The organism is Mesorhizobium sp. B2-8-9, assembly GCF_006439475.1.
GTDB lineage: Bacteria > Pseudomonadota > Alphaproteobacteria > Rhizobiales > Rhizobiaceae > Mesorhizobium.
Genome location: NZ_VFTQ01000008.1, coordinates 36,558 through 53,748, shown reverse-complemented (window position 1 = coordinate 53,748; position 17,191 = coordinate 36,558). Strand labels below are relative to the sequence as shown.

The following is a 17,191-nucleotide window of genomic DNA, read 5'->3' as shown; positions in this document are numbered from 1 at the left end:
CGTGACGAAACCGTTGCGGTTGGCGCAGCGGTTCTCCCGTCCTATGGTCGCCGCTCTTTTCCGCAGGGACCAGCATGGCATCGGACATCAAGCGCATCGCAGCAATCATCGCGGCCGAGATCGGCGCGCGGCCGGAACAGGCAGCGGCGGCAATCGGGCTGCTCGACGAAGGCGCGACAGTCCCCTTCGTGGCGCGTTACCGCAAGGAAGTCACCGGCGGGCTCGACGATACGCAGCTGCGCGACCTTTCCGAGCGGCTCGCCTATCTGCGTGAGCTCGATGCGCGGCGCGAGACCATCATCAGCTCCATCCGCGAGCAGGGCAAGCTTACCGAGGAGCTGGAAGCCAAGATCGGGGCGGCCGCCACAAAGGCGGAGCTCGAGGACATCTATCTGCCCTACAAGCCGAAGCGGCGCACCAAGGCCGAAATCGCCAAGGAGCGTGGGCTTGGGCCGCTCGCAGAGGCGATCCTCGCCGATCGCTCGAAAATTCCGGCCGAGCTTGCGCTCGCCTATGTCACGGAAGAGGTGGCCGACGCCAAGGCGGCGCTTGAAGGCGCGCGAGACATCCTGTCGGAGCAGTTCGCCGAAAATGCCGATCTGGTCGGCAAGCTGCGCGCCTATATGAAGGAACGCGCCTTCCTGCGCGCAAAAGTCGTCGACGGCAAGCAGGAGGCCGGCGCGAAATTCTCCGACTATTTCGACCATGTCGAGCGCTGGGCAGGCGTGCCCAGCCACCGCGCCCTGGCCATGCTGCGCGGCCGCAACGAGGAAGTGCTGTCGCTCGACATCGAGGTCGATGCCGACGATCAATCGCCGGTGAAACCGGTCGAGCGGATGATCGCCAATGCCTATGCGATTGGCGGCAGCTTGCCCGGCGATAAATGGTTGATGGACGTAGCCGGCTGGACTTGGCGGATCAAGCTGTCGCTACATCTGACGCTCGATTTGATGCGCGACCTGCGCGAGCGGGCCGAGGAAGAAGCGATCCATGTCTTTGCCCGCAACCTGAAGGACCTTTTGCTGGCCGCGCCCGCGGGCTCGCGGCCGACCATGGGGCTCGATCCAGGCATCCGCACCGGAGTCAAGGTTGCGGTGATCGATGGCACCGGCAAGCTGGTGGCGACCACGACCGTTTATCCGTTTCCACCCAGGAACGACGTGCGCGGCACGCAGGCCGAGCTCGCCGCCCTCATCCGCCAGTACAAGGTCGAGCTGATCTCGATCGGCAACGGTACCGGCAGCCGAGAGACCGAGAAGCTGGTGGCCGACATGCTTTCGGACCTGCCGGCAGGTGCCGGGCCGAAGCCGCTCAAGGTGATCGTCAGCGAGGCTGGCGCCTCGGTCTATTCGGCCTCGGCGACGGCAGCGGCGGAATTCCCCGGCCTCGATGTCTCGCTGCGCGGGGCGGTGTCGATCGCCAGGCGCCTGCAGGATCCGTTGGCCGAGCTGGTCAAAATCGAGCCGAAGTCGATCGGCGTCGGCCAGTATCAGCACGATGTCGACCAGTACCGGCTCGGCCGTTCGCTGGAAGCCGTGGTCGAGGATGCGGTGAACGCCGTCGGTGTCGACCTCAACACGGCGTCGGCGCCGCTTTTGGCGCGCGTGTCGGGACTTGGGCCGTCGCTGGCCGAGGCGATCGTTGCGCATCGCGACGTGGCCGGGCCGTTTGCCAGCCGTAAGGACCTGCTCAAGGTGGCGCGGCTCGGGCCGCGCGCATTCGAGCAAAGTGCCGGCTTCCTGCGCATTCCGAACGGGACAGAGCCGCTCGACGCGTCATCGGTGCATCCGGAAGCCTATGGTGTGGCCAAGAAAATCGTCGCCGCTTGCGGCCGCGACGTGCGCGCGCTGATGGGGGACAGCGCCGCCCTCAAGGCGCTGGATCCACGCGTCTTCGTCGACGAGCGTTTCGGCCTGCCGACCGTGCGCGACATCATCGCCGAGCTGGAAAAGCCTGGCCGCGACCCGCGCCCCGGCTTCAAGACCGCGACCTTTGCCGAGGGCGTCGACGATATCAAGGATTTGAAGCCGGGCATGCTGCTCGAAGGTACCGTCACCAATGTCGCGGCCTTCGGCGCCTTCGTCGATATCGGCGTGCACCAGGACGGGCTGGTGCACGTATCGCAACTGGCCGACCGCTTCATCAAGGACGCGCATGAAGTGGTGAAGGCCGGCGATGTCGTGAAGGTGCGGGTCGTCGATGTCGACATCACGCGCAAGCGCATCGGGCTTTCGATGCGCAAGGATGGCGGCGAGGGCGGGGCGCCCCGTGGCGGCCAGCGCGATCACGGCGGCAGCAAGCCGGCGCCGCGCTCGCCAGCGCCGCAGCGCCAGCCGGAGCGGCCGTCGCAGGGCGCGCTCGGTGCGGCGCTCGCCGAGGCGATGAAGCGCAAATAGCTACCACGCCAGGACGGCTGGCTCCTTGCCGATCTGGCCCAGCAGCCAGTCGCGAAAGCTGGCGACCGGCGGGTGGCCGCGCTTGTCGTGCGGCACGACGAGGTAATAGGCGCTGCGGCTCTGCATCGGTTGGCCGGGCGCCGGCACAAGCTGGCCGCGCTGCAACTCGCCGGCAATCAGGATTTCCGGCAGCAGCGCCACGCCAAGCCCGGCCATGCAGGCTTGGGCGACGGTGCCGAACTGCTCGAACTGCATGCCGGGTCCGGTCGGCGCCTCCAGCCCCTGATGCTCGAACCATTCGCTCCAGGCGCCGGGCCGGGTCGCCATATGCAGCAGCGGAAGACGGCTGATGTCGGCCGCTGTGGCGATGTCGCGGCTGGCCAAAAATTCGGGCGAAACCACCGGCATTACGGTCTCGCGCATCAAGAGCGTGCAATCGGCGTCCGGCCAGTCGGGCATGCCGTGATGGATCGCGGCATCCAGCCGCTCGCGGGCGAAGTCGAAGCGTCCGATGCGGGTGGCGAAGTTGATGGTGATGTCGGGATGGCGGGCGACGAAATCCGGGATCAGCGGCATCAGCCAGCGTGTGCCGAAGGTCGGCAGGATGGCCAGGTTGAGAACGCCGCTATGCCGATTGCTCATCAATCCAAGTGCTGCGTCGCGTAATTGGCCAAGCGCCGAGCGCACCGCTTCGGCATAGATCTCGCCGGGCGGCGACAGCCGGACGTTGCGGCTGTCGCGTTCGAACAGCCGGCGACCGAATTGCTCTTCTAGGAGGCTGATCTGCCGGCTGACAGCCCCTTGCGTCAGGTCGAGCTCACGCGCGGCGGCGGTGAAGGAGCCGAGACGCGCAACCGCTTCGAAGGCGGCGAGGGCGGCGGTGTTGGGTAGAAGGCGGCGCTGGACATTCATGGTCCATTCCTAACGCTCATTGATCCGTGATGCAATTTCGTTTGATTTTTTGCACGCGGAGTCCGATAAGCCGGCCACCTCAACAATATGTCGGGAGATCGAGGCCATGGCCGCCGAGAAGAACGCCTTCGTGTGGAACGATCCTTTCCTGATCGAGGACCAGCTTTCCGAGGACGAGCGCATGGTGCGCGACGGCGCTGCCGCCTTCGCCGCCGACAAGCTGGCGCCGCGCATCGAGGAAGCCTATGCCGACGAGAAGACCGACCCGTCGATCTTCCGCGAGATGGGCGAAGCGGGCCTGCTCGGCATCACCATTCCGGAAGAATATGGCGGGCTGGGCGCCAACTATGTGACTTACGGCCTGGTGGCGCGCGAAGTCGAGCGCATCGACTCAGGCTACCGCTCGATGATGAGCGTGCAATCCTCGCTGGTCATGTATCCGATCCATGCCTATGGCTCGGAAGCGCAACGCAAGAAATACCTGCCCAAGCTGGCGTCGGGCGAATGGATCGGCTGTTTCGGGCTCACCGAGCCGGACGCCGGCTCCGATCCAGGCGGCATGAAGACGCGCGCCGAGAAGACGGCGAACGGCTACAGGCTCTCCGGCTCCAAGATGTGGATCTCGAACGCGCCGATCGCGGATGTGTTCGTCGTGTGGGCGAAGCTGAAGGGCGACAGCGGCAAGGACGAGATCCGCGGCTTCGTGCTGGAAAAGGGCATGAAGGGACTGTCGGCGCCGAAGATCGGCGGCAAGTTGTCGTTGCGGGCGTCAATCACCGGCGAGGTGGTGCTGGAAGGCGTCGAGGTCGGCGAAGACGCGTTGCTGCCCAACGCCAAGGGCCTCGGCGGTCCGTTCGGCTGCCTCAACCGGGCGCGCTATGGCATCTCTTGGGGCGCGATGGGCGCGGCCGAGGATTGCTGGCAGCGGGCACGGCAATACGGCCTCGACAGAAAACAGTTCGGCAAGCCGCTCGCCGGCACGCAATTGTTCCAGAAGAAGCTCGCCGACATGCAGACCGAGATCGCGCTCGGACTGCAGGGCTCGCTGCGCGTCGGCCGGCTGATGGACGAAGGCAAGATGGCGCCGGAGATGATCTCGATCATCAAGCGCAACAATTGCGGCAAGGCGCTCGACATCGCCCGCCAGGCCCGCGACATGCATGGCGGCAACGGCATCCAGATCGGCTATCACGTGATGCGCCACGCGCAGAACCTGGAGACGGTCAACACCTATGAGGGCACGCATGACGTGCATGCGCTGATCCTCGGAAGGGCGCAGACGGGGATCCAGGCGTTTTTCTAAGCCGGCAAGGCTGCTTAAATTAGGTGCAGCGCAACATCTCTGCTTGGAGAATGGCCAGCATCTATGTCAGGGTTCGGCGAATTGAAACGCCGAACTCCGGGGCACCATGGCAATTCAGGCAGCCGTTCATCACCTGACCCATTACAAATATGACCGGCCGGTGGTGCTCGGTCCCCAGGTGATCAGGCTGCAGCCGGCGCCGCACTCGCGCACCAAGGTGCTCAGCCATTCGCTGAAGGTCGAGCCGGCAAACCACTTCGTCAACCTGCAGCAGGATCCCTACGGCAACTTCCTCGCCCGCTTCGTCTTCCCGGAGCCGGTGACGGAATTGAAGATCGAGGTCGACCTCGTCGCCGACATGACGGTCTATAACCCGTTCGACTTCTTCGTCGAGGAAAGCGCCGAGACTTTCCCCTTCGACTACCCGGAAGAGATCAGGGAAGACCTCGCCATCTACCGGGCGCCGGAGCCGGCCGGGCCGCTGTTGACGGCATTCCTTCGGACGATCGACCGCAGCCCGACAAACACCGTCAATTTCCTCGTCGACCTCAATGCAAGGCTGCAGCGCGAGATCGCCTACATCGTGCGCATGGAGACCGGCGTCTACTCGCCGGAAGAGACCCTGGCCGCGGCCAAGGGCTCGTGCCGGGATTCGAGCTGGCTCTTGGTGCAGATCCTGCGCAATCTGGGCGTCGCCGCGCGCTTCGTCTCCGGCTATCTGATCCAGTTGAAGCCGGATCTGGTCTCGCTAGACGGACCGCCGGGAACCGCTGTCGACTTCACCGACCTGCATGCCTGGTGCGAGGTCTATATTCCGGGCGCCGGCTGGATCGGCTTCGACCCGACCTCCGGCCTGCTCACCGGCGAAAGCCATGTGCCGCTTGCCGCGACGCCGCATTTCCGCAATGCCGCGCCGATCTCAGGCATGGCGAGCTTCGCCAATGTCGATTTCAACTTCGACATGCGGGTCGACCGCATCGCCGAGCATCCGCGCATCACCAAGCCATTTTCGGACGAAAGCTGGGAGGCGCTCGATCGACTGGGCGAAAAAGTCGACGCGGTGCTGAAAGACGGCGACGTGCGGCTCACCATGGGCGGCGAGCCGACGTTCGTGTCGATCGACGATTTCGAATCCGCGGAATGGAACACGGCAGCCGTCGGTCCGACCAAACGCGACAAGGCGGACCAGCTCATCCGCCGGCTGCGCGAGCGCTTTGCGCCGGGCGGCTTCCTGCATTACGGCCAGGGCAAGTGGTATCCGGGCGAGAGCCTGCCACGCTGGACCTTCTCGCTCTACTGGCGCACCGATGGCGAGCCGATCTGGCGCGATCCGTCGCTGATCGCGCGCGAGACGAGCAGCGCCGCCATCGGACCCGAACAGGCCGAAAGCCTGCTCACGGCGATCGCCGGCGAGCTCGGCATCGACAAGGCGATGGTCGGCGAGGCCTATGAGGATCCGGGCGAGTGGCTGCTCAAGGAAGGCAAGCTGCCGGACAATGTCGATCCGTCCAATTCGAAGCTGGAGGACCCGGAAGAGCGCAGCCGCATGGCGCGCGTCTTCGAGCGCGGCCTGACCAAGCCGTCAGGCTATGTGCTGCCGGTGCAGCGCTGGAACAGCCAGGCCGCTGGACAGCGCTGGCGCTCGGAAAAATGGAAGACCAGGCGCGGGCGCCTGTTTCTGGTGCCGGGCGACTCTCCAGTCGGCTACCGCTTGCCGCTCGGTACGTTGCCCTATGTTCCGCCGGCGCAATTCCCTTACATCGTGCCCGTCGACCCCTCAGTGCCACGTGGCCCGCTGCCGGCGCGCGCCGAAATCCTGCCGGAAGCTCCGGCTGGCGGCGCGGACGAGATGGCGCGTCAGCAGGCGGAGGCCTCCTTCACTGCCGCCACGGCCCAGCAGGACCGGGTCGAGCAGCGACTGACCGAGATCGGCGGCGCGGTGCGGACCGCACTCACCGTCGAGCCGCGCGACGGCAGGCTCTGTGTGTTCATGCCGCCGGTCGAGGCGCTGGAGGATTATCTCGAACTGGTGGCGGCGGCGGAAAATGCTGCCAAGGCCATCGGGTTGCCGGTGCATATCGAGGGCTATGCTCCGCCGCACGACCCGCGCCTCAACGTCATCCGCGTCGCGCCCGATCCCGGCGTGATCGAGGTCAACATCCATCCGGCCGCCAACTGGCAGGAATGCGTTGCCACCACCACTGCCATCTACGAGGAAGCGCGGCAGTCGCGGCTCGGTACCGACAAGTTCATGATCGACGGCCGCCACACCGGCACCGGCGGCGGCAATCATGTCGTGGTCGGCGGCGCGACGCCCAATGACAGCCCGTTCCTGCGCCGGCCAGACCTTCTGAAGAGCCTGGTGCTGCAATGGCAGCGGCATCCGTCGCTGTCCTACCTGTTTTCGGGCCTGTTCATCGGCCCGACCAGCCAGGCGCCGCGCATCGACGAGGCGCGGCACGATTCGCTCTATGAGCTCGAGATCGCGCTGGCGCAGGTGCCGCATCCCGAGAAGGGCGAGGCACCCTTGCCGTGGCTGGTCGACCGGCTGTTCCGCAATCTCTTGACCGACGTGACCGGCAATACGCACCGTTCGGAAATCTGCATCGACAAACTGTTCTCGCCGGATGGCCCGACCGGCCGGCTCGGCCTGGTCGAGTTCCGCGGCTTCGAGATGCCGCCCAATGCACGCATGTCGCTCGCGCAGCAATTGCTGGTCCGCGCGATCGTCGCCCGCGCCTGGAGGAACCCGCTCGACGGACGCTTCGTGCGTTGGGGCACCTCGCTGCACGACCGTTTCATGCTGCCGCACTACGTCTGGGCGGATTTCCTCGACGTGCTGGAGGATATGAAGCTCAACGGCTTCGACTTCCGCCCCGAATGGTTCGCGGCCCAGCTCGAATTCCGTTTCCCGTTCTGCGGCGAGGTGCAACATGCCGGCGTCAAGCTCGAGTTGAGGCAGGCGCTCGAGCCGTGGCATGTGATGGGCGAGCAGGGCGCTATCGGCGGCACGGTCCGCTTCGTCGATTCCTCGGTCGAGCGGCTGCAGGTGCGAACCGAAGGCCTCAATCCGGAGCGTCACGCCATCGTCTGCAACGGCCGCCTCGTGCCGATGAAGGTCACCGACAATCGCGAGATCGCGGTGGCCGGCGTTCGCTTCAAGGCCTGGCAGCCGGCGTCGGGCCTGCATCCGGCGCTACCGGTCAACACGCCGCTGGTCTTCGACATCTATGACCGCTGGTCGGCCCGCTCGGTCGGCGGCTGCGTCTACCATGTCGCGCATCCGGGTGGCCGCAACTACGACACCTTCCCAGTCAACGGCAACGAGGCCGAGGCGCGACGGCTTGCCCGGTTCGAACCGCGCGGCCACACGCCGGGCGGCTATGTGCTGCGTGACGAAGAAGCTGCTGAAGAGTTCCCCATGACCCTTGACCTCAGGCAGCCGGCGAGATTCTGATCGAAAATGGCCAAGGGGAATCAGAGACGGGCGGGCGGCAGGCCGCGGGCGCCGAGCCTGCTGGAACGCTACCGACCGATCGAAGGCGTCGTCGACGAGATGGTCGACGCGGCCGGCAGCCCGCGCCCGGCCTGGCGCTCCTTCATCGACGCGCTCGACGATCTCGGGGCGGATCGGCTCGGGCAGCGGTTTGCCCGCGCCGATCAGTATCTGCGCGATGCCGGCGTCTATTATCGTGTCTATGAGCAGGCTGGCGCCAATGAGCGGGAGTGGCCGCTCGCGCATGTCCCGCTGCTGATCGACGAGAAGGAATGGGCCGACATCAGCGCCGGCCTCGTCCAGCGCGCCGACCTGTTCGAGGCGATCCTGTCCGACATTTACGGGCCGAACCGGTTGGTCGAGAAAGGCATTCTGCCGGCCGGCCTGATTGCAGCCAGCCCGGAATATCTGCGTCCGATAGCCGGCGTCCGGCCGGCCAACGGGCATTTTCTGCATATGGTCGCCTTCGAGCTCGGCCGTGGCCCGGACGGCCGCTGGTGGGTGCTGGGCGATCGCACCCAGGCGCCGTCGGGCGCAGGCTTCGCGCTGGAGAACCGCGTCGCCACAACGCGCGCGCTGTCGGATATCTATGGCGAGATGCATGTGCATCGGCTTGCCGGCTTTTTCCGCCGCTTCCGCGACGCGCTGAACGCTATGGCAAGGGAGTCGGGCGGCCGCGTCGCTATCCTGACGCCGGGACCCCTCAACGAAACCTATTACGAGCACGCCTATATCGCCCGCTATCTGGGCATCATGCTGCTCGAGGGCGAGGACCTGACCGTTTCCGGCGGCAGGCTGATGGTGCGAACCGTTTCCGGCCTGATGCCGATCGGCGTCCTGTGGCGACGGCTCGATGCCGCTTTCGCCGATCCGCTGGAGCTCAAGCCGGACTCGCAGATCGGCACACCGGGATTGGTCGAGGCAATCCGGCGCGGCTCCGTATCGGCCGTCAATGCGCTGGGTTCGGGCCTGATGGAGACCCGGGCATTGCTGTCGTTCCTGCCCAGGATCGCGCGAGAACTGCAAGGTGACAATCTCAAGCTGCCGAGCATCGCCACCTGGTGGTGCGGGCAAGAGGCGGAGCGCGCGCATGTGCTGGCCAATATCGACCGCATGGTGGTCGGCCCGGCGCTCTCGACCCGGCTTGCCTTCGAGGACGATGGCGCGACCCGGCTCGGATCGTCCCTTTCGGCCGGCGAGCGGGCCGAGCTCATCGCGCGCATCGAGGCGGACGGCGCCGGCTTCGTCGGCCAGGAAGCCGTGACGCTGTCGACCACGCCGGTGTTCGTCGACGGCTTGCTGGAGCCGCGGCCTGCCAGCCTGCGCGTCTATCTGGCGCGCACGCCGGAAGGCTGGACGGTGATGCCCGGCGGCTTCGCCCGTGTCGGATTTTCGCTCGACCCGACGGCGATTGCCATGCAGCGCGGCGGCCAGGCGGCGGATGTCTGGGTGGTCAGCGACAGGCCGGTCGAGCGCGAGACATTGTTGCCGCAGGAGCACGACGGGTTCACTCGCACCATGCCGGGCAGCCTGCCCAGCCGCGCGGCCGAGAATCTGACCTGGCTCGGACGCTATATCGAGCGCTCCGAAGACACGGTGCGCGTGCTGCGCGCCTATCACGTGCGGCTTGCCGAGACGTCCGATCCGGATATGCCGCTGCTTGCCGATATCAGGGACTATCTGGAACCGTTCGGCATCGACGTCGAAACGGCGATACCACCAGGGTTGATCGGCACTTTGGACAGCGCGGTCTACAGCGCCGGCCAGATTCGCGACCGCTTCTCTCCCGATGGCTGGCTGGCGCTGAAGGATCTGTCCAAGACCATCCACAAATTCGCGGAGACGGTCGCGCCCGGAGACGACGCGACGCGGGCGATGACGGTGATGCTGCGCAAGCTTGCCGGCTTTTCCGGCCTGCTGCACGAGAACATGTACCGCTTCACCGGCTGGCGCTTCCTGGAGATCGGCCGCAGGCTGGAACGCGGCATCCAGATTGCCCGCACGCTCAGCCAGCTGACAAGGAATGGGGCGCCGGAAGGGGCGCTGGACATGATGCTGGAGATCGGCGACAGCGTCATGACCCATCGCCGGCAATATCCGGTGCAGGCCGGGCGGCGCACGGTTATCGACCTGCTCGCGCTCGACCCGCTCAATCCTCGCTCGATCCTGTTCCAGCTGGAGCGGCTTAAGGCCGAGATCGGCATGCTGCCTTCGATCGGCGGCGAGGGGCACATGTCACCCGCCGCCAAGGAGATACTGCGGCTCAACACGGCAATAGCCGTCATGGAGCCGTCGGACATGAGCGCCAAGGCGCTCGACGACCTCGCCGGCCAGATCGGCGATCTCTACAACAGCCTCTCCAGAGCCTATTTCGGTTAGAGCATCTCCAGCGAAAAGGATCGCCTCCAATGCTCTATCTCTCTGTTTTTGCGCAATTCCGGACGCAAGGCTACAGCAAAGCCGCCGAGCCCAACCGCTGCGCTTTTTTGCTGGAATTGCCCTAATGCTCTACGACATTAAACTCCATTTGCATTACGACTACGCCGCTGCCGCTGGCGGCGGACGGCACCAGGTGCGCGTCATGCCGCAGACGATCGCCGGAGTGCAGCGCGTGATCGCCGCCTCGCTGTCGTTCCAGCCGTCGCCGGCCGAGCGTGCCGATTTTTCCGATTTCTTCGGGAACAATGTCACCTCGATCGCCTTTCGCGACGCGCATGAGACGCTCGACATCCGCATGAGCGCGCGCGTGTCTGTCTCGCGGCCCGAGCCAGGTCTCGATGTCTCGCCCGATATAAGCGGGCTGAGGTCGGAGCTCGATCTGGTACGCTCGCTATTGCCGTCCGCGCCGCATCATTTCCTCGCCGCCAGCGACCATGCCGGCATCGATGCGGCGATCACGGCCTATGCGCGGGAAAGCCTGGCCGGCTCGGCGGTGGCAACGGCGGCCGATCTCTGCAACCGCATCCATCGCGATTTCACCTATGACGGCAAGGCGACCACGGTGCAGACGCGGGCAAGCGACGCCTTCGCGCTGAAACGCGGCGTCTGCCAGGATTTCTCGCATATCATGATCGCCGGCCTGCGCGGGCTTGGCATTCCCGCCGGCTATGTCAGCGGCTTTTTGCGCACGATCCCGCCCAAGGGCAAGCCTCGGCTCGAGGGCGCCGATGCCATGCATGCCTGGGTCAAGGCCTGGTGCGGACGCGATGCCGGCTGGCAGGAGTTCGACCCGACCAACGGCATGAGGGCGAGCAACGACCATATCACGGTCGGCTACGGCCGCGACTATTCCGACGTCGCGCCGATCGTCGGCGTGTTGAAGACCACCGGCGGCCAGGTCGGCGAGCAAGCGGTCGACGTCATTCCGGTCGTCGTCGAAAAGGTGTAACGACAACCCGATTGCCCGTGGGCGCTTCTCAAATACGCCTGCCGTCGGTATCCTGGGCACGGGATTGACGGGGGCGCGCGCCTGCGTGGGCATGGCGCGCGGAGACGGATTTGGAAGCGGTAAGCGTCATCATACCAGCACATGATGCGGCTCGGACGATTGCCCGGACGCTCGCTTCACTGGTTTCGGAAAAAGAAGTTATCGGCGAGGTGCTGCTGGTTGACGATTCGTCGTCCGACGCCACCGCGGCCGTCGCCTCGGATTTGTCGTTACGGTGCGGGTTGCCGTTGCGCGTCGTCAATTCGAGCTGCCGTGACGCCGGCGGCTCCAGGAATCTGGCTCTGGAGCAGGCCCGCTTTCCCTGGATCTATCTGATCGATGCCGACGATATTCATCTGGAAGGCGGCCTGCGCGCACTGCTGGCCAAGGCCGCAGGGGATCGAGGAGCGGACATGGTGGTCGGCGCCTATCGCCGACAGGTCGGCGGCGAGGAGCGGTCGACCAAGCTGCCGGGCGGCTACACGACGAGCGGACCGGCCAATGCCTGCGCCTATCTCGAAGGGCGGATACGGTCGATCGCAGTCGGCAGCGCGCTGGTGTCGCGGCGGATTGTCGGCGACACGAAGTTCCCCACCGGGCTCGCCTATGACGAGGACACGCTGTTTTGGGCGCGCCTGATGGCCAAAGCCTCGCTTGCGGTCCTGACACGACCGATCTTCATCTATTTCGTCTCGGCGGAGCGTTCCGACGATCGTTTCACGATCAGGCCCGCCGCTTGCTTTCTCGAATGGCGCCTGGCGCTGCGCCGGCTCCGGTCCTGCGGCATCGCGGAGCGGTCGCTCAAGACCAGGGAAGGCCTCGTCGCCTTGAAGATCGCGCGCGTTCATTATGCGCGCGGCGATTTCGACGTGGCGGGAAGATTCCTCAGCGTGGCCGAAGCTGCGCCACGGACGGGCGCGGCTGTCTGGCGGTGCATGCGCTATCGGCTGAAGATCGCGTTGCGGCGCCGGTTCTCGGCGCCGGCCGCCCAATTGCAACGCGCCTGATGGCCGCAAGGCCGGATCTCGCGGTCGTGGTGATTGGTTTGCGGGCACCCGCCTCACTGGCGGCTGCGGTAAGGTCGGTGCTCGACCAGAATGTTCCGCTCGAGATCGTGGTGGTGAATTCCGGCGGCGGCAACGCCATGGCGCTGCTTGCCGATTGCGGCATCGGCGTAACTGTCATCGATGTCGAGGAGCGGTTGTTTGCCGGGGCCGCGCGAAATCGCGGCATCGCTGCAACGCAGGCTCCGTTCATCGCCTTTCTCGCGGATGACTGCCTGGCCTGTCCGCAATGGGCCGAAATCCGGCTGCAGCGTCACCGGGAGGGCGCCGCGGCTGTGGCGAGCGCCGTCCTCAACAGCCATCCGCGCAATCTGGTCGCCTGTGCAGCGCATCTCGTCACCTATATGCGACGCCTGCCCGGTCTCCCGGCCGGGAAGGCGCAGTGCTACGGCGTTTCGTTCGACCGGAAGTTGTTCGAGCGATATGGAGCGTTCGACGAGGGGCTGAAGTCCGGAGAAGACACCGAATTCATGGCCAGACTGCCGGAGGCTCTGCGGCCGGTCTGGGAACCGAGGGTCCTGACCGTTCACCGCAACGAGATGAGCTTGTCCAGCTTGCTTGCCGACCAGTATCGCCGCGGGCGCCGCTATGGCGCCTATCTCCGGTCCCTCGACACCGGAAAACCGATGCGTCCGTTCCGAAAGGTGTTCCGCGACCGGCGCAATGTAGGCAAGCTGATCAAGGAGGGGTTGTCCGGCAAGGACAGGACCTTCGCAAGGCTGTCGCTGCCGATCGTGTGGCTGGCATTGTTCGCCAAATCGCTGGGGGCGTCCGCCGGCGCCCGGCATGGCGACACGACGGAGGACCGGCGATGATCACCATCGAGATGAAGCCGCCGCGTCGGCGGCGCGGCCGATGGTTTTGGTCACAGCGCAAAATCGTCGCCGTTTTCAGCTACCGCTACGATCAGCATCTCGTGCCCGACCTTATCGCCAATCTCGAGCCTGTCGTCGACGGCTGGATCGCCTATGACGACCGCGCCTCGGAGGGGCTTTTCAGCAGCGAGCCGCAGAGGCGGCGTGCGCTTATCGCCGCGGCCCATGAGGCCGGCGCCGATTGGGTTCTGGCCATGGATCCTGATGAAAGGCTGGAACAAGCCGTTGCCGGCCGGATCGGCCGCCTGACCAGCGGGTCCAGGCGCATCGCCTGGGGGTTCCGCTGTCGGGAACTGTATACGCCGGCCAGCTACAGGATCGATGGCCGCTGGGGCCAGAAGATGCAGCACAGGCTTTTTGCCGCCTATCCCCCTGACCGTTATCGATCGAAAGATCTGCACGGCGCCTGGTTTCCCGACGATATCGGCTTCAGGCTCGAGGATAGCGGTCTCAATCTTTATCATTTGAAGATGATCGAGCCAAAGCGGCGCGCAGCGCGTCGCGACCTCTACAATTGCCTCGACCCGGATCGCCGGCTGCAGCAGATCGGCTACGACTATCTGGCGGACGAGTCGGGAATGGTTCTCGAGGCCGTGCCGGCCGGGCGAGAGTACGTTCCCGCTCATGCCGACGACGGCGGGCTCTGGATGGCGGATCTCTCCGCCATGCGGCGGGACTGAAAGCTGTTTCGGAACCAGCCGCCGGTTACGCGGCTTATCTACGGGAACTTCCGTGGAGCCATCATGCTGCAACAATCGCGATCCTGCGTCGACCGGCCGGCAGGCGAGGACCGAAGCCGGAAAGACGGTGCGCAGGATTCGGCCGAGCGCGCGTCGCTCAGCTATGTCAGCGACACCGATCCCGGCGTCCGACGATTGAGAAAAGGCAAGGGATTTTCCTATGTCGGTCCGAACGGGCGCAAGGTCAGCGCGGAGACACTTGCCCGCATCAAGGCGATCGTCATTCCGCCGGCCTGGACGGATGTATGGATATCACCCGATCCGGACGGCCACATCCAGGCGACAGGCCGGGATCAGCGGGGCCGCAAGCAGTACCGCTATCATCCGCAATGGACCGAGGAACGCGACGGCGTCAAATATTCCAGCCTCGTCGCCTTCGCGCAAAGCCTGCCTGCCCTCAGGCGGCAGATCGATGCCGATCTGCGCCGCCACGGGCTGCCGATGGAGCGCGTCGTCGCCTCGGTGGTCTGGTTGCTCGACAACACCATGATCCGGATAGGCAACGCGGCCTATGCGCGCGACAACAAGAGTTTCGGACTGACCACGCTGCGTGACCGCCATGTCGAGATCACGGGCTCCAGCCTACGCTTCGCCTTCAAGGGCAAGTCAGGCAAGGAATGGAAGCTGAAGCTGGCCGATCGCCGCATCGCCAAGGTCGTGCGCGGCGCCCAGGACCTGCCCGGACAGAAGCTGTTCCAATATCTCGACGAGGACGGCGACCGGCGGCCGGTGCGCTCGGAGGACGTCAACCGCTATATTCGCGAGGCCTCCGGCGCCGAATTCAGCTCAAGACATTTCCGCACCTGGGGCGGCACCATCCACGCCGCTTCGCTGTTTGCGCAGACCGAACTGCCGGAAAGCCAAGCGCTGCGGAAACGGGTGACAAACAGCGTCGTCGACAAGGTCGCCGAGCGGTTGGGCAACACCCGTGCCGTCTGTCGCAAATGCTACATCCACCCGCTGGTGTTCGAAGCGTGGAGCAACGGGCGCCTGCTCGACGAAATGGCCGAAGCCAATAAGCACAAGCGCGTCATACCCGGCCTCGACGAGGAAGAAACGCTGGTGCTCAGATGGCTGCAGGCGCGCGGCGCCTGACAGGCGGTTGCGGAGATCGTCAAGTCAGTGATCCCTCGATAAATTTTTTTATCGACCTGGTGTCGGGAAGGGTCCTAGTGTCGCGTCCTTTGATACGGAAAGGACCTGCCATGCTTTACGCCATCCTCTGCTACGCCTCCGAAGACGTCGTTTGCTCCTGGAGCAAGGAACAGGACGACGAGGTCATGGCAAAGCTCCTCAACGTGCAGGACAAATACGCCAAAGCGGGCCGGCTGGGGCCGGTGGCGCGCCTGTTGCCGACGACGGCGGCCACGACGCTGCGAAAGGTCAAAGGGGAATCGATCGTGCTCGACGGTCCGTTCGCCGAGACCAAGGAACAATTCCTCGGCTTCTACACGCTCGAATGCAACGATCTCGACGAAGCCGTCGAATTCGCGCGCGAGCTTTCCGAAGTCAATCCGAGCGGCGGTTCCTACGAGATCCGGCCGGTTTCGGTCTTCAATCCGACAAAGGTCGCGGTATGACGGAACTCGCCTGGATAAACGCCGCGATCAGCAATGCCCGCCCGCAGGCGATGGGCGCGCTGCTGCGCTACTTCCGCGACCTCGACGCCGCGGAAGAGGCTTTCCAGGACGCGTGCCTGAGGGCGCTCAACAACTGGCCGAAGAACGGGCCGCCACGCGATCCCGCGGCCTGGCTGATCTTCGTCGGACGCAACAGCGGCATCGACGCCGTGCGCAAGCGCGCCAAGCAGGCGCCGATGCCGGAAGAGGACCAGATTTCCGATCTCGAGGATGCCGAAGGCAATATGGCCGAGCGGCTGGACGGCGCGCATTATCGCGACGATATCCTGCGGCTTCTGTTCATCTGCTGCCATCCGGATCTGCCGGCGACGCAGCAGATCGCGGTGGCGCTACGCATCGTGTCCGGCCTCACCGTCAAGCAGATCGCGCGCGCCTTTCTCGTCGGCGAGAGCGCCATGGAACAGCGCATCACCCGCGCCAAGGCGCGCATTGCCGATGCCGGCGTGCCGTTCGAGACGCCGGGCGCGGTTGAGCGCTCGGAGCGGCTCGCCGCAGTCTCCGCAATGGTCTATCTGATCTTCAACGAGGGCTATTCGAGCAATGGCGGCGAGGCGCCGGCTCGCGCGCCGCTGTGCGAGGAGGCGATCCGGCTCGCCCGGCTGCTGCTCAGGCTGTTCCAGCAGGAACCTGAAATCATGGGGCTGACGGCGCTGCTGCTTCTCCAGCATGCGCGGGCACCGGCGCGTTTCGACGAAGGCGGCGAGATCGTGCTGCTCGAGGACCAGGACCGCTCGCTCTGGAGCCGCAAGATGATCGACGAGGGCTTGGCGCTGGTCGACAAGGCGCTGCGCCACCGCAAGCCCGGCCCTTATCAGGTGCAGGCGGCGATCGCGGCGCTGCATGCGCGGGCGGCGACGGCCGAGGATACCGACTGGACCGAGATCGACCTGCTCTATGGTCTGTTGGAGCAGATGCAGCCGTCGCCGGTGGTAACGCTCAACCGCGCCGTCGCGGTCAGCAAGGTGCGCGGCCCGGAAGCCGCACTTGCCATGATCGAGCCGCTGGAAGAGCGGCTGTCGGGCTATTTCCACTTCTTCGGGCTGAGGGGCGGGCTGCTGATGCAGCTTGGGCGCAACGACGAGGCGCGCATCGCCTTCGACCGCGCGATCGCCCTGGCCAACACCGCGGCCGAGGCGGCGCATATCCGCATGCATATCGACCGGCTGATCAAGGAAAGCACTGAGAAGTCTTCCTTCCAAAAAGCGCGCTGATCCGGCTTCGCCGTCTGGCCCAATTTCGCAATCCGGCCTTGGACCATGCCGGGGTAGCGGTTTTCCCCCGAAACGCGTAATGCCACGCCATGAAAGCGCCCGGCTGTGCCCGACGGCACGGACATGG

At 65.4% G+C, this 17,191-nt stretch carries 12 protein-coding genes; 11 read left to right on the top strand and 1 reads right to left on the bottom strand.

Features of this window, described 5'->3' with window-relative positions; all coding sequences use genetic code 11:
• Positions 1 to 74 precede the first annotated feature (74 nt).
• On the top strand, positions 75 to 2,396 hold the full coding sequence (locus FJ423_RS12280) for a Tex family protein (RefSeq protein ID WP_140842021.1): 2,322 nt from the start codon (positions 75 to 77) through the stop codon (positions 2,394 to 2,396).
• Here FJ423_RS12280 and FJ423_RS12275 read toward each other — a convergent pair whose 3' ends face one another.
• Positions 2,397 to 3,308 (bottom strand): LysR family transcriptional regulator, encoded by a 912-nt coding sequence (locus FJ423_RS12275; protein WP_140842020.1) that lies wholly within the window; start codon positions 3,306 to 3,308, stop codon positions 2,397 to 2,399.
• A 106-nt stretch (positions 3,309 to 3,414) separates the two neighbouring features.
• On the opposite strand from FJ423_RS12275, the gene FJ423_RS12270 reads away from it, so the two are divergent.
• The 10 genes from FJ423_RS12270 (at position 3,415) to FJ423_RS12225 (ending at position 17,064) form a co-directional block, all read left to right on the top strand.
• The gene (locus FJ423_RS12270) at positions 3,415 to 4,611 is read left to right on the top strand and encodes an acyl-CoA dehydrogenase (RefSeq protein ID WP_140842019.1); all 1,197 of its coding nucleotides are present in this window, start codon (positions 3,415 to 3,417) and stop codon (positions 4,609 to 4,611) included.
• Between the two features lie 106 nt (positions 4,612 to 4,717).
• A complete protein-coding gene (locus FJ423_RS12265; RefSeq protein ID WP_140842018.1) occupies positions 4,718 to 8,068 on the top strand; it encodes a transglutaminase family protein in 3,351 nt (1,116 codons plus the stop codon).
• Positions 8,069 to 8,074: 6 nt separating this feature from the next.
• Entirely contained in the window at positions 8,075 to 10,486 is a 2,412-nt protein-coding gene (locus FJ423_RS12260; RefSeq protein WP_140842017.1) for a circularly permuted type 2 ATP-grasp protein, read from the top strand.
• Positions 10,487 to 10,610: 124 nt separating this feature from the next.
• Entirely contained in the window at positions 10,611 to 11,495 is an 885-nt protein-coding gene (locus FJ423_RS12255; protein WP_140842016.1) for a transglutaminase family protein, read from the top strand.
• 110 nt (positions 11,496 to 11,605) lie between these two features.
• Entirely contained in the window at positions 11,606 to 12,541 is a 936-nt protein-coding gene (locus FJ423_RS12250; protein ID WP_140842015.1) for a glycosyltransferase family 2 protein, read from the top strand.
• A complete protein-coding gene (locus FJ423_RS12245) occupies positions 12,541 to 13,413 on the top strand; it encodes a glycosyltransferase family A protein (RefSeq protein ID WP_140842014.1) in 873 nt (290 codons plus the stop codon). Before FJ423_RS12250 ends, FJ423_RS12245 begins: the two co-directional genes overlap by 1 nt.
• On the top strand, positions 13,410 to 14,153 hold the full coding sequence (locus FJ423_RS12240) for a hypothetical protein (protein ID WP_140842013.1): 744 nt from the start codon (positions 13,410 to 13,412) through the stop codon (positions 14,151 to 14,153). The genes FJ423_RS12245 and FJ423_RS12240 overlap by 4 nt, the downstream gene beginning before the upstream one ends.
• Before the next feature lie 63 nt (positions 14,154 to 14,216).
• Positions 14,217 to 15,308: a DNA topoisomerase IB gene (locus FJ423_RS12235; protein ID WP_140842012.1), complete on the top strand. Its 1,092-nt coding sequence runs from the start codon at positions 14,217 to 14,219 to the stop codon at positions 15,306 to 15,308.
• A gap of 110 nt (positions 15,309 to 15,418) precedes the next feature.
• On the top strand, positions 15,419 to 15,793 hold the full coding sequence (locus FJ423_RS12230) for a YciI family protein (protein ID WP_095766415.1): 375 nt from the start codon (positions 15,419 to 15,421) through the stop codon (positions 15,791 to 15,793).
• Complete coding sequence (locus FJ423_RS12225; protein WP_140842011.1) at positions 15,790 to 17,064, top strand: RNA polymerase sigma factor; 1,275 nt, start codon at positions 15,790 to 15,792, stop codon at positions 17,062 to 17,064. The genes FJ423_RS12230 and FJ423_RS12225 overlap by 4 nt, the downstream gene beginning before the upstream one ends.
• The last annotated feature ends 127 nt before the right edge of the window (positions 17,065 to 17,191 follow it).

Excerpts from the sequence above, each read along its gene's own strand:
- FJ423_RS12240 (WP_140842013.1), top strand. The coding sequence starts at position 13,410 with ATGATCACCATCGAGATGAAGCCGCCGCGTCGGCGGCGCGGCCGATGG.
- FJ423_RS12225 (WP_140842011.1), top strand. The coding sequence starts at position 15,790 with ATGACGGAACTCGCCTGGATAAACGCCGCGATCAGCAATGCCCGCCCG.
- FJ423_RS12235 (WP_140842012.1), top strand. The coding sequence starts at position 14,217 with ATGCTGCAACAATCGCGATCCTGCGTCGACCGGCCGGCAGGCGAGGAC.
- FJ423_RS12255 (WP_140842016.1), top strand. The coding sequence starts at position 10,611 with ATGCTCTACGACATTAAACTCCATTTGCATTACGACTACGCCGCTGCC.
- FJ423_RS12280 (WP_140842021.1), top strand. The coding sequence starts at position 75 with ATGGCATCGGACATCAAGCGCATCGCAGCAATCATCGCGGCCGAGATC.
- FJ423_RS12265 (WP_140842018.1), top strand. The coding sequence starts at position 4,718 with ATGGCAATTCAGGCAGCCGTTCATCACCTGACCCATTACAAATATGAC.
- FJ423_RS12245 (WP_140842014.1), top strand. The coding sequence starts at position 12,541 with ATGGCCGCAAGGCCGGATCTCGCGGTCGTGGTGATTGGTTTGCGGGCA.
- FJ423_RS12230 (WP_095766415.1), top strand. The coding sequence starts at position 15,419 with ATGCTTTACGCCATCCTCTGCTACGCCTCCGAAGACGTCGTTTGCTCC.
- FJ423_RS12275 (WP_140842020.1), bottom strand. The coding sequence starts at position 3,308 with ATGAATGTCCAGCGCCGCCTTCTACCCAACACCGCCGCCCTCGCCGCC.
- FJ423_RS12270 (WP_140842019.1), top strand. The coding sequence starts at position 3,415 with ATGGCCGCCGAGAAGAACGCCTTCGTGTGGAACGATCCTTTCCTGATC.
- FJ423_RS12260 (WP_140842017.1), top strand. The coding sequence starts at position 8,075 with ATGGCCAAGGGGAATCAGAGACGGGCGGGCGGCAGGCCGCGGGCGCCG.